This window comes from Halococcus sp. IIIV-5B, from assembly GCF_003602035.1.
GTDB classification, from domain to species: Archaea; Halobacteriota; Halobacteria; order Halobacteriales; family Halococcaceae; genus Halococcus; species Halococcus salsus.
In genome coordinates this window covers 1-459 of record NZ_QZWE01000076.1, presented here as the reverse complement: position 1 = coordinate 459, position 459 = coordinate 1, and the positions used below count along the sequence as shown (strand labels likewise).

The window sequence follows — 459 nt, the reverse complement described above, 5'->3', positions numbered from 1 at the left end:
CCCAAGACCCATGTCTACCGGATCATCCGGTCCGGTGAGGTGCGCATCAACAAGGGGCGGGCGCAGGCCGAGACCCGCGTTGCCGCCGGCGATCTGCTGCGCCTGCCGCCGGTGCGCGTCGCCGACCGCTCGGAAGCAGGGAGCGCGGCCGTCGCGCCGGCGCGCGACTTCCCCTTGCTGTTGGAGGACGAGGCGCTGATCGCCATCGACAAGCCCGCCGGCGTGGCCGTGCATGGTGGCAGCGGCGTGAGCTTCGGCGTGATCGAGCAGCTTCGAACGGCGCGACCGACCGCGAAGTTCCTGGAACTGGTGCACCGCCTCGACCGGGACACCTCCGGCATCCTGCTGATCGCGAAAAAGCGCAGCGCGCTGACCGCCCTGCAGGACCAATTCCGCGAACGTGAAACCGGCAAGACCTATCTGGCGCTGGTCGAGGGCGACTGGCCGGCCGCGAAGAAG

The 459-nt window shown here is 69.7% G+C and carries 1 protein-coding gene; it reads left to right on the top strand.

Annotated features, from left to right (window positions below; translation table 11 throughout):
• The coding region (locus tag D3261_RS19445; RefSeq protein ID WP_199694080.1) for a pseudouridine synthase at positions 1-459 on the top strand (459 nt) is incomplete at both ends.